Genomic DNA, 16,118 nt, shown 5'->3' with positions numbered 1-16,118 from the left:
ACAAGCGACCGAGGACCCCCACCGAGAAGATCAGCCAGCAGTCCGCAGCCTGACTGCGGCGGCCCCAGGGGTTGGAGAATTACGCCGACACCACCCCTGGGGAAAACCGCCGTCGTTCACACCCCTTCGTCCTCCGGGCTCGCCCTGGACCGGGCTGACGGATTTCACCGGTGGGGACATCACCGGAACCGGGACCGACGTTCTCCTCGCGGTCGACTCGTCGACCGGGCAGCTTCTGGAGTTCCCCGGAAAGCCGCAGGCGACTACGTGGTCCCTGTGTGCGCTCCGGGCACCCACCGTTTGCCTGCACAGTTCGTTCCAGCCGGGCGCTCCATTCACCGGTGGGGCCTCGCAGAGTGATTCGTCCACCGATTGGCGCACGATGGCGAATCTGACCATCACTCCGCCGCTGGCTGGGGGGACCACGAGGGACCTGGTCGCTGTGGAGACAGCGACCGGCCTGATGTACGCCTACCCGATCAACACGGACGGCACGCTGGGCACCCGCGTCGAGCTCGGTACCGGTTGGAACAGCGTGTCGGAGCTGACCGGCGGCACCTTCAACGGCAAGACCGGCGTGGCCGGCATCGTGGGCTCCACCGGTCAGCTCGTGGTGTATCCGAGCAGCGGCGGAACCACGCTGGGGACGTCGACCCTTTCAGCCCGACAGGTTCTGGCGACAGGTTGGGCGCCCATGAACAACCTGACCGCAGTCAACGGCATCCCCGGCGACAGCGGCACTGACCTGGTCGCGGTCGACAAGGCGACCGGTATGCAGTGGCTCTACCACTCCACCGGGAGCTTTGCCGCCAACGGGCGCAGCGCCACGGGTATGGACCTGTACACCTCTCCGGCCGGCGGCTCGGAGCTGCTGGCCCACCAGGCCGACGGTACCTGGGTGCTGAGGGAGAGCTCAGGCGTGGTGTACACCTTCGCCCAACTCCCGGGAGCACCGGCGTCGGCGCCGTGGCGTTTGTCCGCGATCGCTGACAAGGACGGTCGTACCCAGCACTTGGCCTACAATGCGAATGGAACTCTCGCGTCGGCCACGGACACGGCCAGTGGCAGGGCTTTGAACTTCACTTGGAACAGCAGCGATACCCATATCGCCTCGGTGTCCACCGGGCCAGTCGCCGGTTCTGACCAGTCCACCGTTTTGACCTGGACCTACGTCTATGACAGCGGCGCGCCCGACGAACTCGACCAGGTCTGTGCCCCGCCGACCGGCGGCAACACCGCGCGCTCGTGCATGACCTACAGCTACACCTCAGGCTCCTCCTCCGGGTCGCACTACCGCTCCACGGTGATGGACGCCTCCCCGGTCTCCTACTGGCGGCTCGATGATCCGCTGAACAGCGCCAGTGCGGCCAGTGAGGTTCTCGCGAACGAGGGTACCGACGCCGCTACGTACACCGGCGTCGCTCTGGGCGGCGACGCGGGTCCGCTGTCCGCGTTCGGGTCGCCGACCACTTCGGCGACCTTCAACGGCACCAGTTCCCAGATCACTTTGCCCGACGATCTGTTCAAGGACACCTACACCTCGGTGGGGCTGTGGTTCAAGACCACCAAACCCGGGGTGCTGGTGAGCTATCAGAACCAGCCGCTGGGCTCGAAGACCGCCCCCGGTTTCGCCGTCGACCCGCTGTACATCGACACCAACGGCGACCTGCGCGGGGAGTTCTACGGCACGGCTGTCGGCATTCACCCGATCACCACGTCCAGCGCGGTCGACGACGGCAAGTGGCACTACGCGGTGCTGTCCGCGGCCGGGAACACCCAGACTCTGTACCTGGACGGTGCGGCCGTTGGGAGTCCGCTGCTGGGCCAGATCGCGATCAACAGCCAGACCTACGCCAGTATCGGCGCCGGGTACACCAAGAACCTTCCCTGGCCCAACGCCCCCGTCGCGGGCAGCGACGGCAACAACCGGTTTGCTGGCCAGATTGCCGAGGTCGCGGTCTACGACCATGCTCTGGGGGTGCCGACTGTGGCCCAGCAATGGCAGGCCGCCACCCACGCGGCCACCGAACTGACCGGTAGCGACTCGCCTCTGGGCAAGACCAGGCTGGCTGTGACCTACGATCCGGTCAATGATCGGGCTTCCCAACTGACCGATGCCAACGGTGGGACCTGGAAGCTCAACGGCTCCGCCGTGTCCGGCTCCACCCAGGAGTACCGCGGTGCGGTGCTGGCCTCGCGCCCCTCCGGATACTGGAACCTCTCGGACAGCTCAGGGACCCAGGCTGCGAACCAGATCTACAATCCTCGTCCCACCCCCAACAACGGCACCTACAGCAATGTGGGCCTGCGGGCACTCGGCCCGTTCCCGGACCACGACGGCGAAGGCACCACGGTGTGCTGCTCGGCGACGTTCGACGGCAGTACCTCGTCCCTGCAACTGCCTGCGGCGAATGTGCCCCACCAGGGCCCGGGATCGATCAGCCTGTGGTTCAAGACCACCACGGCCGGAGTGCTGTTCTCCTACCAGTCCTTCCCCATCGGGTCCGCTCCCGCCGTCGGCGTCGACTCCTGGAATCCGGCCCTGTACGTCGGCACCGACGGCTACCTGCACGGCGAGATGTGGATGGGCAACGGCGGTGCCGCCATGGTCTCCAGCACCAAGGTCAACGACGGCAACTGGCACTTCGCGGTCCTGAATGCCACCTCCACCACCTCCCAAGTCCTGTACCTGGACGGAAACCAGACCGCCGGGCCACTGGCCGGCACGATCAGCCCGAACGGCACCGCCTACGCCTATGTCGGAGCCGGTGCCACCGGTGGCTCCTGGCCGTCCGCTCCCACTGACCCTGACGGGCACTTCAACGGGCAGATCGCCAAGGTCGCCGTCTTTCCGCAGGCATTGACCACCGCCACCATCCAGTTCCTGAACAACCAGCGCAGCGCGGAGGTCGTCACCTACGACTCGGCGATCACCGACGCACACCCGACGGGCTACTGGCCGCTGGACGACACCAGCGGCAACCAGGCGGCCGACATGGTCTCCTCCATAGCCGCGCAGCAGAACCAGGGTCATTACACCAACACCACCGGCGGCGTCCCCGGCCCCTGGACCTCGGGCAGTACCACCGCGACGGGCTTCGACGGAACCGATTCCTACGTCCAACTGCCGCCCACCGTCGCACCCACCGGCAGCTCCGCGAGTGTGGAGGTCTGGTTCAAGACCACCAGCCCCGGCGTCCTGTACTCCTACCAGTCCTTCCCTCTGGGGGCGGGGCACACGATTGCCAACTTCGCGGATTCCTGGAATCCGGCTCTGTACATCGGTACCGACCATCTCCTGCACGGGCAGTTGATGCCGGGTGAGGGACCGGGGGTGGTCTCCAGCGGTACTCCCATGGACGGTAAATGGCACATGGCAGCCTTGGTGGTCTCCGGCGGTAGCCAGCAGCTCTACCTGGACGGCCAACCCTCCGGCACACCCAAGACCAGCACCGACGGCTTCCTGCCCGCCAAGTCGAGCTACGTCTACCTGGGGGCCGGCACGGACGACATGATGTTCGGCCAACCTGTGCCCACAGACGCCAGCGGACACTTCAACGGTGCGCTGACGGATTTCGCCTCCTACGACTACGCCCTGACCCCGAGCGCCGTCGCCGGGCACTACAGCGCGGCGACGACCGCCGACAACGGGACGGGCACGGACGCGGCCACTGCCTACCGGACCCAGATCGTCCAGGGCGCACCCGACGACTACTGGCGCCTGGATGACCCTGAGGGGTCCTCAGTCGCACAGGACGAACTGGGAACCGCCCTCCCGGACCCCTATGCGGGGACCTACAACGACACCACTGAGAGCGGCACGGGTCCGTCCGGCAACCCTGACGAGAGCGGAGCGACGTTCAACGGAACCGACTCCAGCGTCGCCTTGCCCGCCTCAGCCGCGCCCACCTCCGGGCCGGCCAGTATGGAGCTGTGGTTCAAGACCAGCACCGCGGGTGTCCTGTACTCCTACCAGTCCACTCCGCTGGGAGGTGCTGCCGTCAACTGGAACCCGGCCCTGTACGTCGGGACCGACGGCAAGCTGCACGGGCTGTTCCTGGACATCGCGGGCCATCCCAGCGACTCGTTGACCAGTACCGGAACCGTCAACGACAACACCTGGCACCAGGCAGCGCTCACGGCCACCGGCACCACCGAGACCCTGTACCTGGACGGGAGGAAGCAGGGCGCCGAATCGTCAGGCACCCTGCAGTACAACGGCGGCCCGTACGTCTACCTCGGTGCCGGCGGTGTCGTCAGTGCCTGGCCGGATGCCCCCGCCGGCGATTCCACCTCCACCAGCTACTTCAAGGGTTCGATCGCCGAGGCCTCCTACTACCCCTCCACCCTGGACGCCGCCACCGTCGCCGCCCACTTCCAGGCCATGGCCTCGTCCGCGAACCCCACGCCCGTGACCACGGCGACGGTCACCGACCCTGGCGGCAACACCCTCACCTACCAGTACGACACCGACAACGGTGGACGCCTGCTCGCCACCACAGATGCCTACGGCGACACCACCCGCTACGGCTACGACACCTCCGGTTACCTCGACACCGTCACCGACCCCGACGGACACACCACCACCAACGGACACGACGCCCAGGGGAATGTCGTGTCCAGCACCACATGCACGGACACCTCCTCCTGCCACACCAGTTTCGCCACCTACTACCTGAACACGGTCAACTCCCTCGACCCGCGCAACGGCGAGAAACTGACCAGTTCGGACGCCCGTTCCAGCAGTAGTTCCGACACCACCTATCAGACCGGCTACACGTACAACACCGTCGGTGATCTGACGGACACTCGGCAACCGGACGGAAGTACGACCCACCGGGCCTACACGGGCGGTACCGAGTCGGCTCCGGGCGGCGGCTCCCCACCGCCCGGACTGCTGGCGAGTACAACGGATGCAATGGGCGACGTCACCGCTTACAGCTACTTCAGCGACGGTGACCTCGCTTCCACGACGAATCCGTCGGGGCTGGTCACGAACTACGGCTACGACAATCTGGGGCGGATCACCAAGAAGACCGTGACCTGCGGCAACTGTGCTGCGGCATTGTCGACGACGGTGACCGACTACACCTGGGACGGGCAGAGCAATCTGCTCAGCCAGACGGATCCGGCGACCACCGACGCCGTGACCGGGGCGATCCACACCATGCGGACCAGCTACATGTACGACCTGGACGGCGAGCAGACCAGCCAGATCTTCAGCGACCTGACGGGTGGCGACACCCCGCGCGGAACCAGTTGGGTGTACGACGCTGCAGACGACCATGTGCTCAAGGCAACCGATCCGCTCGGGCGCAGTGTCAGCTACACATACGACGCGTACGGCAGGGTCACCTCGCAGACCGACGCCGCCGGGACGCGGTACACATACGCCTACTCGCCAATGGGGCAGTTGCAGCAGACCGCGATCAGCAACTTCACAGGTGACCCGAACAGCCCCGTCTCGGCGAGGACGCAGGTGCTCGACTCGCGGGCCTACGATCCGGCGGGCCGTCTCGCGACTGAGACCGACGCGATGGGCCGGACCACCCACACGTATTACAACGACGACGGCACCGTCGCCGAGGTGGATCTGGACGGGTTCCACAACGCGAACGGAACCACCCGTGACGTTGTCGAGGAAACGGACCGGTACGACGCCGCGGGCAATCTCATCAGCCAGTCCAGCGGTGGTGGCAAGTCGACGACCGACCTCACCTATGACGTGGACGGAAGGACGGCAGGCACCACGCTCGACCCCGGCGGCCTGGCTCGAACCACTACGTACAGCTACAACCTGAACGGTCAGGTCAGCGGCACGATCCAGACCGGAGGCGGTGTCAGCCAGTCCACGGGCTATGCCTACACAGCCCTCGGCGCTGTCGACAGTACGAATGTGAAGGAGGCCACCGGCAACCACATCACCACAGTCCAGTTCAACCAATTCGGTCTGCCCACCAGTTCGGTGTCACCGGACGGCAACGCACCCGGAGGGACGGCCTCCGCACACACGACCTACTACGCCTACGACGCTGCCGGACAGCTGACCACCACTGTTCTGCCGCCCGTCGGTACCGAGATCTACGACCCGGCGTCGCACAGTGACACGGTGCAGCAGGTTTCACCGATCGCCTACACGGGCTACGACACCTTCGGCGATGCGACATCGGTGAAGGACCCGCAAGGTGTGCTGACCTCGTCCGGCCCGCAGAACCGGATCACCACCACCACCTACGACCTGGACGGCGAGCCGGTAGCCGTCGCCGAACCGGCCTACACCAACCCGATCACCGGCACCACCGTCCATCCTGTTTCCACAACCGGCTACGACGCACTCGGACACCCGGTTTACCAGACCGAGGATCCGACCGGCCTGAACCAGACGATCAAGGACACCTACGATCAGCTCGGCAACGTGGTGTCGATCAGCCTGCCGGATCTGAACGGCAAGGCCACGACCGAGACGTCCAGCTACGACCTGGACGGCGAGCAGCTCTCGAACACCAGCGCCACCGGGGCCGTCGCCCAGGCCACCTATGACGACCTGGGCCGCCGGATCACGAGTACCGCTGTGGAGCGCTATCCCGCTCCACAGGCGCTGACGACCCGGTACACCTGGGACGACGCAGGTGACGAGGTGTCCTCGGTGGAGCCGGGCGGCGGTACCACGGTCGCATCGTACGATGCGGCCGGGGAGGTTCTTAGCGTCACCGATCCGACCCAGCACACCACCAGGACCTCCTACGACGGGCTGGGTCGCGCGGTCAGTGTCGCCGAGCCCGACGGGACCACGATCACGGCCGGCTACAACGCGCTCGACCAGCAGGTTTCGGCAGGAGAGATCGACACTACCGGAGTGCTCGCCCGGACCGCTTACACCGGCTACGACCTGGACGGCAACACCGTCAGCAGTACAGATGCCGTCGCCAGCCCTGCCGATGCCGCGGCGCACACCACCACCTTCGTCGTGGACGCGCTCGGCCGGACCACTTCGCAGACCGAACCCGTGTCAGCGGGCAGCAGCATCACCACCAGTTTCGGGTACGACGCGGACGGCAACCGGACCCGCGAGACCAACGGCGACGGTAACAGCACGTACTTCACGTACAACAGCATGGGGCTGGGCGAATCGACCATCGACCCGCCCACCGCAGCCCACCCCGCACCGGCTGACGGCACCTTCACCACCGGTTACGACGCGCTGGGAGAAGCCACCTCCAACGTGGAGCCGGGTGGCGTGGTACGGCAGACCAGCTACGACAGTCTGGGCGACCTGACCGGAGAGAGTGCGTCCGGTGGCGACGGACCCGCCACTCAACGCAGCCTGACGTATGATCAGGACGGCAACCTCACCAGTGTCAGCACTCCCAGCGGCGTCGCCGACACGTACCAGTACGACGACCGCGGGCTTCTTCTGCAGAGCGCCGGTCCCGGCGGTTCGTCCGGCTACGGTTACGACGCGGACGGCAACATGGTTCAACGCACCGACGCGGCGGGAACCTCCGGCTTCACCTACAACGCCGGTGATCAGCTCACCGGCATGACCGATCCGCTCACTGGTGCGGACATCCAGTACGGCTACGACGGTGCCGGGCGACTCCAGTCCGAGCAGTTCGGCACGGGCGGTGGCAGCCGCGCCTTCGCGTACGACACTCTCGGCCGACTGAAGACCGACACGGTCAAGAATCCCGCGGGTTCGGCGATCTCCTCGATCGGCTACGGCTACAACACTGATGATCAGGTAACCGGCAAGACCACCACCGGTACGGCCGGCGCCGCCGCGAACACCTACGGCTACGACCTCGCCGGTCGGCTCACCTCGTGGAACAACGGAACCAGCACCACTGCCTACACCTGGGACGCGGCAGGCAACCGCACCAGTGCGGGCGGCCAGGCCGCCACCTACGACGCCCGCGACGAACTGCTCACTGACGGCACCACCAGTTACACCTACACCGCACGGGGAACCCTCAGCAGCAGCACCACACAGGGCGGTAGCACCACGCAGTCGCAGTACGACAGCTTCGACCGTATGATCGCCGAAGGATCGGTGACGTACAGTTATGACTCTCTGGACCGGATCGCCCAGACCGTCGGCCGAAACTTCACGTACGACGGAGGCTCCGACAATCTCGTCAGCGACGGCCTCGCGCTCTACAGCCGACAGCCGGACGGCACACTCGTGGCCAGCGCCGGGCTCAGTGGAACCACTGCGACCGACCCCCAACTCAGCATCGCCGACCTGCATGGTGACGTCGTCGCCGATCTCAGCCCCACTAGTAGCTCACTGACCGGCTCGACCGACTACGACCCCTTCGGGCAACGTGTCGCGAGCAGCGGTGGAGCAAGCGGAAACCTCGGCTACCAAGGTGGTTGGACCGACCCCGCCACGGGCCAGGTGAACATGTCGGCTCGCTGGTACCAGCCCAGCTCGGGCACCTTCACCAGCCGCGACTCCGCCACGGCCGACTCCGGCCCGGCTGCGCAGTCGAACCGGTACAGCTACGGGAACGACGATCCGCTCGACCAATCCGACCCCAGCGGTCACAACGCCATCTGCGACGCGGTCTGGGAGACCCTCGTCGGCTTGGTGCTGTGCCCGATCATCTTCCCGACCCAGATGCAGCCCGAAGACACCTGCCCGGCCTTGAACGGCGTCAACATGTGTCCGGGAAGCATCCAGTGGAACCAGTACTACAGCAGGACCTCAGCCAACTGCTTCATCGATCCCGGGCTGTGCGACCCCGGTTACGGAGGCGGTAGCACCACCACTGGTTACGGTGTCACGTCAGGATCCGGAAGATACAGTCTCACCAGGCGCACCGACAGCCCTGGTGTTCCGCTGCTACCGGTTTTCAATCCCGCCCCGGTCAACAAACGTCCTCACATCCACAGCGACCCGCTCAGCTGGATCAAGAAAGCCGTCACCCATACCGGAGTCGGCATCCTCACCGGCCTCGCCAAGGGAGTCGTAGGCTTCACCGCAACCGGGGTGGGGGCGGTCGGCACCTTGGTTGTGGGAACCGGCACGGCCGTGATCGGCGACATCCTCACCGACCTGACCTCCGATCCCCAGCCGACTCCGATGCCCGATCCGGAGCCTGACCCTGGCCCACTGCCGCCACGCAAGCCGAAGGATGAGCAGGAGCGCAGGAAGACATGTTTGGCCCAACGTCCCCCTGGTGCTGAAAGCAACGGCTCTCAGGAAGGTTGGACCTACTATGCGCCGACTGGCCCCGACGGTCGGGCAGAGGGTGCTGTCGCGTGTATGGAACTCGACACTTCTGGCGGGACCAAGGCGAATCCAAATAGCCCAGGAATGAGTGAGGCGAAAGAACGAGCAAAAAGCCTTTTCCCTAACGCGGCTTCTACTCTCGTGAACAGCTGCCATCTGATCCCTAAAGCCCTGGGTGGGCGGGGAGTTCAAGCCAACACGACTCCCTGCTGGGCTACTCCCATAAATGTGGGGGATATGACGAAAATACAATCTTTCGTTGCTGCGAACTTGAAGATGAGGGATTATGTAGTAGAAATGCGCGCCAAGCCATACTATTCATACGCCACGGGTGCCATCCCGCTCTATTATCGTTACGACGTGGATGTATACACTAGGGATGGCCGATTGGTCAATACCTATGAAGATGAGATTTTTAATAGCAAGGACGGGTATAATCTAGATGGAAGCAATAGCTAAGGGATTTTCATGCGGGACGATGTAAGAAGATTCGCTGCACGACTTGGGATTGATGCCAGGGAATCCGGGGCCTCGGCTCCCTGGTGGGAATCCCATAGACTGATTGGCATAAGATTCCCCTCTGATTATAGGGATCTTCTCGATGCGGTCGGCCCCGGATCCGTGAGAGGTGATCTGGCAATCATTTCCCCCTGGCCGATGGGGGAAAGCTCGTATAGGTCTGGTGGGTTTCATGTGTTCGCCGAATATACGGCGGGCCAAGTTGGCCCGGCTTTCGTGGAAATGAGAAGTGAATCCCCTGATCTCTGCCCGTATGCGGTATATCCCGAAGCGGGCGGAATTCTGGCCTGGGCGAGCAATCAAAATGGTGATCACTGCTTCTGGCTAACCGAAGGCGAGAATCCGGATACGTGGCCTATTGTTGTGTGGGATAGAGGTAGGTTTCCCGATGATCCGTGGCGGCGATACGACCCGGGAATCGTTCCATTTCTTATGGGGGTCATGTTCGGCGAGGACGATGAACTGGCCGATCTCGCTTATCCAAGTCCTGAAGTCCCCCCATGGGTACCTGGCATCTAACGTTCCGGCGACGTTACGAAACGAGCCGGACAGGTGCGGAACCGTCCATCCTCGCTACGCTGTCCAAGGGGACGTCGACTGCTGCCCGTTCGGCGTGGCTTGCGAGCTCGTGGGGGGACCATGGACAGCTGGGACGACTATCTGGTGCCGGGTGACGTGACGGCGGAGCAGGTGAGCGACGCCGAGGTGGATCTGGGCAACGCCGCCGTGTAGGAGGACTACGCGGATCAGGACGCGGGAATGTCCGACTTCTACGCCAACTGGGCGTCGGAGGACGTCCAGGAGGCCAACTTCGACACTTACATCACCGGTGACGAGCCGGACTACTCGGAGGCGGCCGAGGACGCGGGCACCTCGCTCGACTACGCGGACTCCGCGTTGGACGAGTCCGCGGCGGCTGACGACTACGTCTCCGACGCGGCCGACGATCTTTCCTACTGAATCCTTCCGGTTGTTGAAGTCCGCCTCCACCATGGAGGGGCCTTGCCCTCGATCCTCGACGCCGAACGCCGCGTTGCCGCCGACACCGGACTGGTCCGCGTCGCGGCCGTCGACGTGCTGCGGCGGCTCGGCTTCCGGGTCACCTCGGAGATGGCCACGGTCGTCGAGGCGCAGCGCGGTTCCGCAGTGCGCCTCGACGATGCTGATGCTGGATCAGGTCCCGGTCGGCGTCAGGCTGCAGCTCACCGCCGAGCCGGGCGGCTGCTCCTGCTCGCTGCATCTGACCGACCGTGCGGTGTCGGCGGTGGCGCTCGGGGTGCAGGGCCCCTACCAGGCCGCCTTCCAGGGCCTGCTGACCGCGTTCGACCAGGCGCTCGGCGGGCTCGACCCCAAGGCCGCGGCTCTGGGGTTCGCCGAGCCGCGCTGGTGGGTCCGCGGCCGCAACGTCGAGGCGCTGGAGCGCGGCCACGCGGCGGGCCAGCGGCTGATCGGGGGAGCGGCGGCGCGGATCTCGGAACGGCTGTCCGGCGGCCCCCCTTCACCGGGCCCTCCGGCTGGAGCGGCTACGACGGTCTGGTGGTTACGTCGTCGGCCGGTTCGGTGACGCTGGACATGCCGACCGCGCGGACTCTGCTGGCCATCCCGGTGATGATCATCTCGCAGCCCAGCTCGCTGCCGCCTGCGCTGGCGGCGAAGGTGGAGCAGCTCGCGGCGTTGATCGAGGGGCGGCTCAACTCCGGAGGCCGGGGGCGGGTGCTGGTGCAGCTCCCCGAGGACCAGCGGAAGACCTTGGAGTTCCTGCACCAGCAACTGGGGATCCGGTCGCGCCTGCCGGTGCGGACGCTGTGCGTCTGCCGGGACTGCCGGCACCCCAAGGTGGTGAACCTGGACCTGCAGCGGCTGCGCGAGAAGAACCGCAACCTGAAGATGCTGGCCTCGGTGGTCGGGATGTCGGCCGGGCACGGCGACCCCAATCCGTTCACGGTCTTCGGATCGGTGTTCCGGCAGGCCAAGCTCGACCCGGACTACGTCTGCGGGCGCTGCGAGAGCACCGAGGCGGACGAGCAGCCGGTGACCTTCTGCCCCGGGTGCGGGGACCTTCGGAAGGAGTCGGTGCTGGTCACCTGCGCGAAGTGCGGTCATGACTTCCGGGGCCTGGTCAAGGGGGTGCTGACCTGGGAGTCGGCGGCTCCGGTCGATGCGGTGCAGGCGCTGCCGTCGGCACCGCCGCCGGTGCCGCTGCCGCCCGTCACGCCGCCGTCCGCGTTGCCGCGGCTGCCTCCGGCCCTGCTCAAGCACCTTGCGCCGAAGGCGCCCGTGCCGCGCCGGGTCTGAGCGATCTGCGGGCGGAGCTTCCCGAGCCTGTGGTGGGTCCAGATCGCCGACGGGCCGTCCCGGCGCACCATCGCCGTCTGGGCCACCACGCCCGACTGCTCGCCGCCGTCCGTGGTGCCGCCGGTGCGCACCGGGCGTAGCGGGCCGGGGGGTGCGCCATCAAGGTGACTCCGTGCATTCCTCAAGTGGGGCCGGGAACAGTCAACGGATCGCCTGAGAAGGAGGAAGCCGTGGACATGCCTGTGGTGCGGGAGCAGTGGGCCCCGGCGGCCGGGCTCGGCCCGATGCTCGCCGCGGCCAGGATGCGGGCCGGGCTCCGCGGCCGGGAGGCGGCCCGCCTGATCGGCATCCTCCATCTGCACCTGGTCCAGCTGGAGACCGGCACCCACCGCCCGTCGTCCGCCCTGGCCGAACTGCTGGCCGAGACGCTGCGCCTGGACGCGGCCGAACAGGCCCAGCTCTTTCGCGCCGCCGCCGACGCCATGCCTGCCGCCGCCGCACGCGCTTCGGAGATCGTGCAAGCAGCTTGACCGTTCCGCGAACAGCGCGCCCGGCGCCGGGCGACCCAGTGCGCTCGCAACTGCTTGACCAGTCACCGGAGTTCCGCGACTGCTGAGCGCCCGGACAGACCCTGCCGCCCCGGCAGGGTGTGCGCCGGGGCGGCAGGGGTCACCGGCTCAGGGTCCGGCTCAGGGCAGCGTCCACTTCTGGGCGGCGCTGCCGTTGCAGGTGTAGATCTGCAGTTGCGTCCCGGTGACCGTGGTGGAACCCGGGTCGTCCAGGCACTTGCCGGACTCGGGGTTCACCAGCGAGCCGTTCGCGCCGGTCTGCCACTGCTGCGCCCCGGATCCGTTGCAGGTCCACCACTGCACCTTGGTGCCGTCCGCGGTGCCGCTGTTGCTGACGTCCAGGCAGCCGCCGAGCACCTGGAGGGTGCCGTCGGTGCCGACCGTCCAGACCTGGGCGGTGGTGCCGTTGCAGGTGTAGAGGTCGATCGGGTTGCCGGTGGCGGCGACGCTGTGCAGGTCGTCGGCGCACAGGCCGCTGCCGACGCCGGAGGTGATCGGCCCGGTCACCGGAGTTCCGCCGCCGCTCCCGCCGTTGGCGCCGAAGCCGACGGCGAAGACATGCAGCGCCCCGGTGCTCACCGCCGACGGCAGCCGCACGCTCGCCACCGTCTTCCCCGCGGTCAGGGTGACCGGGGCGCTGGCGAACAGGTAGGTCTTGACGGTGTCGGAGCCGGCGCCCGCCTGGTTCCGGTAGGCCACCGTGGCCGCGACCGTGCTCCCGGCCAGCGCGGTCGCCGAGCCGCCGTTGAGGGTCCAGTCGGAGAAGGCCAGCGGCACGGACTGGGTGCTGCCGTCGGTGAAGTTCACCGTCGCCGTCCCCGAGGAGGGCCCGTTGCTCGCCGACCCGAGGAAGGAGATCGCCCCGGAGCCGGACGCCGGGACGGTCTGACCGTTCGCCAGGTAGTTGTCCGGCTGACCCGCGGCGACATTGGGCCAGGTGTAGGACACCCCGCCGGCGCTCACCGTCCCGCCCGGGTTGACCCCGGCCGCGGCCAGCGCGGTGGCGGAGTAGCTCCAGCCGCCGCCGTCGAAGTTCGCCGAGGAGGAGGCCGAGTCGGCGGAGATCCCGATGTCGGTGTAGGTCGGGTTCCCGGCGTAGGACGGCGGCGCGGACGAGGCGGCCGAGGCCCAGGAGGTGTTGGCGGTGGTGCCCAGGGTGAAGCCCAGGGTCCCGCCGCCGCTGATCGCCCCGGCCGGGGCGTAGGCGTTGTTCCAGGCCGCGCCGTTCCAGGTGGCGGACTGCACGTACGGGGCGTTGTCGGCCGCGCCGCTGCCGTTGACGGTCAGCGTCTTGCCGGACGGCAGGGTGACCACGGCCTGGGTGAACATCGGCGAGCCCAGCGCCAGGTCGGCGGTGCCCGGGGTCTCCGGGTACATGCCCAGCGCGGACCAGACGTACCAGGAGCTCATCTCGCCCAGGTCGTCGTTCCCGGCCAGGCCGCCGGGGGCGTCGGTCCAGATCTGGTCCTGGACCTGCCGGACCACCTTCTGGGTCTTGTACGGCTGGCCGACGTAGTCGTACTCCCAGGGGATGTTGAGGCTGGGCTCGTTGCCCAGGTCGGTGTAGCCGTTGGCGCCGGTGAGCGAGGACAGGTCGGTGTCCAGGAAGGACGCCAGCTTGCTGTTCCCGCCCATCGCGGTGGCCAGGCCGTGCACGTTGAACGGCACCATCGGGGTGTACTGCCAGGAGTCGCCCTCGACGAAGTTGCTGCCCGAGGTGGCCGAGAAGCCCGAGGTCCACGGGCCGCGGAAGTCACGCGGCTGGATGAAGCCGCTGCTGTAGTCGAACAGGTTGCTCCAGTCCTGCGCCCGGTTGGCGAAGGAGGTCTGGTGTGCGGTGTCGCCCAGCGCCCCGGCCAGCGCCGAGATGGCGAAGTCGGCCGAGTCGTACTCCAGCGTGGTGGATGCCGGGCCGTAGAAGTTGCAGCAGCCGTAGCTGCCGTCGCTGGGCAGGTAGCCCAGCTGCTCCAGGTAGTTGAGTCCGGGCCGGTTGTTGTTGGCGTTGGTGCCCTCGGCCACCATGTCGGTCAGCGCGGTGGCGCTGTCGAAGCCGGTGGCGCCGAAGGCGTGGTAGTCGGCCAGGATCTCGTCGGCCGGGTCGCCGACCATCACATAGCTCTCGCCGTTGTCCTCCGACCACTTGGGGAACTGGCCGGTCTGCGCGTAGTCGTCGACCATCGACTGCGCGGTGTCCGAGGCGGCCTGCGGGGCTACCAGTGCCTCCAGTTGGGCCTGCGAGCGGTAGATGTCCCAGCCCGAGTAGTTGGCGTAGGCGGCCTGGTGGCCGGAGTCGACGGTGTGGGTCTTGCCGTCGAAGCCGTAGTACTGGCCGTTGCTGTCGCTGATGATGTTGGGGTGCAGCAGCGAGTGGTAGAGCGCGGTGTAGAAGACCGCCTGCTGCGCCGCGGTGCCGCCGGCCGTGGCGACCCGTCCGAGCACGGTGTTCCAGGCGCCCAGGGCGGCGCTCTGGGTGGCGCCGAAGTTCCAGTTCGGGTTCTCCGCGGTGCGGTTGGCGACCGCGTTGGCGGTGGAGACGTAGGAGATGCCGACCTTGGCCTGCACCACCGGGTTGCTGGTGGTGTTGAAGGTGACGTACCCGTCGCTGGCCGCGACCTGCGGCGTGACCGCCTTGGGAGTGACCGCCTTGGGCGTCACCGCCTTCCCGTGCAGGGTGGGCTTGTTCTTCGCCTCGGGCGCGCTCGGCGCGACGCCGGTCTTCGCGGCGGCGGTCGGCGTGGCGGCCTTCACCGCCGCCGTCCCGTTGGTGGCGAACGGCTGGTCGAAGACCATGTCGAAGTAGACGGTGTAGGAGTTGCCCGCGCCGCAGAACTTGCCGCTGGTGACCTGGCCGCTCACCTCGGTGTTGCTGACCACGTTGAACTGGGTGTTGGAGTCGCCGTTCTGACTGCCCGCCAGCTTGAAGACCAGGTTGGCCTGGGTGCTGGACGGGAAGGTGAACCGGGCCATCCCGCTGCGGGTGGTCGCGGCCAGCTCGGTCTTCACGCCGTTGTTCAGCGCGACGGTGTACGAGCCGGGCGTGGCCGACTCGTTGCTGTGCGAGAAGGCGTCGGTCGCGCCGGTGTTGACCGCGCCGACGGTGGGCAGCACCGGGATGTCGCCGCCGGCCCCGCAGCCGGGCCCGGCGATGTGGGTCAGGCTGAAGCCGGTGATGGACGAGTCCTTGTACTCGTAGCCGCCGCCGTCCGGACGTGACGGGGTGTCAGGGCTCCACTGCACCATGCCGAACGGGACGTCGGCGCCGGGGAAGTCGTCCGCCGCGTTGGAGGTGCCGATGAACGGGTTCACCAGCGAGGCGGGTGCGGTGACCAGGGCCGCAGCCCTGGGGGACGGTGCGGCGAATGCTGGAGTGGCGCCCGCCCCGTACCCGATCAGGGCGGTTGCGGCGAGCAGGGCGGGTAAGGTCCGGTGCTTTCCACGAAGTCGTGGCATCGTTGGATCGTTCCTTCCTGACAACGTTGTCTACGCTCGGAACATGACAA

General features: G+C 67.1%; 7 protein-coding genes. 6 read left to right on the top strand and 1 reads right to left on the bottom strand.

All coding sequences use genetic code 11. The annotated features are described in order from the left end of the window. Window positions 1-442: 442 nt before the first annotated feature. The 6 genes from ACEZDE_RS32185 (at window position 443) to ACEZDE_RS32160 (ending at window position 12,579) form a co-directional block, all read left to right on the top strand. The gene (locus ACEZDE_RS32185; protein WP_380544149.1) at window positions 443-9,694 is read left to right on the top strand and encodes a LamG-like jellyroll fold domain-containing protein; all 9,252 of its coding nucleotides are present in this window, start codon (window positions 443-445) and stop codon (window positions 9,692-9,694) included. A 9-nt stretch (window positions 9,695-9,703) separates the two neighbouring features. Beyond that, window positions 9,704-10,273, top strand: a complete 570-nt coding sequence (locus ACEZDE_RS32180) for an SMI1/KNR4 family protein (protein WP_380544146.1) — start codon at window positions 9,704-9,706, stop codon at window positions 10,271-10,273. A gap of 240 nt (window positions 10,274-10,513) precedes the next feature. After that, window positions 10,514-10,714 carry a hypothetical protein gene (locus ACEZDE_RS32175; RefSeq protein WP_380544143.1) on the top strand — a complete coding sequence of 67 codons (201 nt, stop codon included), beginning with the start codon at window positions 10,514-10,516 and terminating at the stop codon, window positions 10,712-10,714. 205 nt (window positions 10,715-10,919) lie between these two features. Continuing rightward, window positions 10,920-11,318: a hypothetical protein gene (locus ACEZDE_RS32170; protein ID WP_380544140.1), complete on the top strand. Its 399-nt coding sequence runs from the start codon at window positions 10,920-10,922 to the stop codon at window positions 11,316-11,318. Next, window positions 11,291-12,049 (top strand): hypothetical protein, encoded by a 759-nt coding sequence (locus tag ACEZDE_RS32165; RefSeq protein ID WP_380544137.1) that lies wholly within the window; start codon window positions 11,291-11,293, stop codon window positions 12,047-12,049. The genes ACEZDE_RS32170 and ACEZDE_RS32165 overlap by 28 nt, the downstream gene beginning before the upstream one ends. A 236-nt stretch (window positions 12,050-12,285) precedes the next feature. Then, a complete protein-coding gene (locus ACEZDE_RS32160; protein ID WP_380544155.1) occupies window positions 12,286-12,579 on the top strand; it encodes a helix-turn-helix domain-containing protein in 294 nt (97 codons plus the stop codon). Window positions 12,580-12,738: 159 nt separating this feature from the next. On the opposite strand, the gene ACEZDE_RS32155 is transcribed toward ACEZDE_RS32160, so the two are convergent. Further along, complete coding sequence (locus ACEZDE_RS32155) at window positions 12,739-16,068, bottom strand: lectin (protein ID WP_380544134.1); 3,330 nt, start codon at window positions 16,066-16,068, stop codon at window positions 12,739-12,741. Between the last annotated feature and the right edge of the window lie 50 nt (window positions 16,069-16,118).

The organism is Streptacidiphilus cavernicola (assembly GCF_042510955.1).
GTDB classification, from domain to species: Bacteria; Actinomycetota; Actinomycetes; order Streptomycetales; family Streptomycetaceae; genus Streptacidiphilus; species Streptacidiphilus cavernicola.
The sequence above is the reverse complement of the archived record's forward strand: the minus strand, read 5'-3'. Positions and strand labels throughout refer to the sequence as shown.

Coding starts and splice junctions, on each gene's coding strand:
- ACEZDE_RS32180 (WP_380544146.1), top strand. CDS start 9,704: ATGCGGGACGATGTAAGAAGATTCGCTGCACGACTTGGGATTGATGCC.
- ACEZDE_RS32175 (WP_380544143.1), top strand. CDS start 10,514: ATGTCCGACTTCTACGCCAACTGGGCGTCGGAGGACGTCCAGGAGGCC.
- ACEZDE_RS32170 (WP_380544140.1), top strand. CDS start 10,920: ATGCTGGATCAGGTCCCGGTCGGCGTCAGGCTGCAGCTCACCGCCGAG.
- ACEZDE_RS32160 (WP_380544155.1), top strand. CDS start 12,286: ATGCCTGTGGTGCGGGAGCAGTGGGCCCCGGCGGCCGGGCTCGGCCCG.
- ACEZDE_RS32155 (WP_380544134.1), bottom strand. CDS start 16,068: ATGCCACGACTTCGTGGAAAGCACCGGACCTTACCCGCCCTGCTCGCC.